Here is a 559-nt window from a genome sequence, read left to right as displayed (position 1 = left end):
CCTTATTATATTCAGGCGTTAAACCAGTTGAGTGAGGAGCAAAAGGAACTCTATACTGTCGCACCATACTACTTAAAGCTACGATACGTCTATCGTCAGTTTAATTTAAAACTCGAGGACATCAAGTCCTATGGACTGATTGAATCGCCAGTTGACTTAAGTCGCATTCATGCCTCACCTCGATTATTAGGTGAGATTTTGACCTACCACGTTAATTACGGCCTTCCTGCACCTAAGGTTGCCGCATTAATCTACGACATACACGGAGTAAAGATTGGTAGACAGACGATATTAAACTACGCGGCAGCAGCAGGGGCTCAACTTTACACCCTTACTCAACACTACCCCTATGATCTTTCTGATCAGATCTGTGGAGACGAGACCTACATCCGTGTCGGGAAAAAATGGCACTATATCTGTTACTTCTTCGATGCAAAGAATAAAATCATCTTATCCCAAAGAGTGTCTGAAAAACGCAATACTGAATTAGCAATCAGGGCCATTCACGATGTGCTCGACCACTATATAGCTAGCGAAATCCCTGAGGATTTAAACCTCA

The 559-nt window shown here is 42.6% G+C and carries 1 protein-coding gene; it reads left to right on the top strand.

The genetic code is table 11. From position 1 onward, the window contains the following. Positions 1–27: 27 nt before the first annotated feature. On the top strand, positions 28–559 hold a 532-nt coding region (locus tag ACYQ2O_RS12740), incomplete at its 3' end, for a DDE-type integrase/transposase/recombinase (protein ID WP_459771430.1).

The sequence above is a fragment of the Alkalibacterium sp. m-11 genome, from assembly GCF_054658155.1.
Note: the sequence above shows the minus strand (reverse complement) of the source record. Positions and strands in the feature narration are given on the sequence as shown.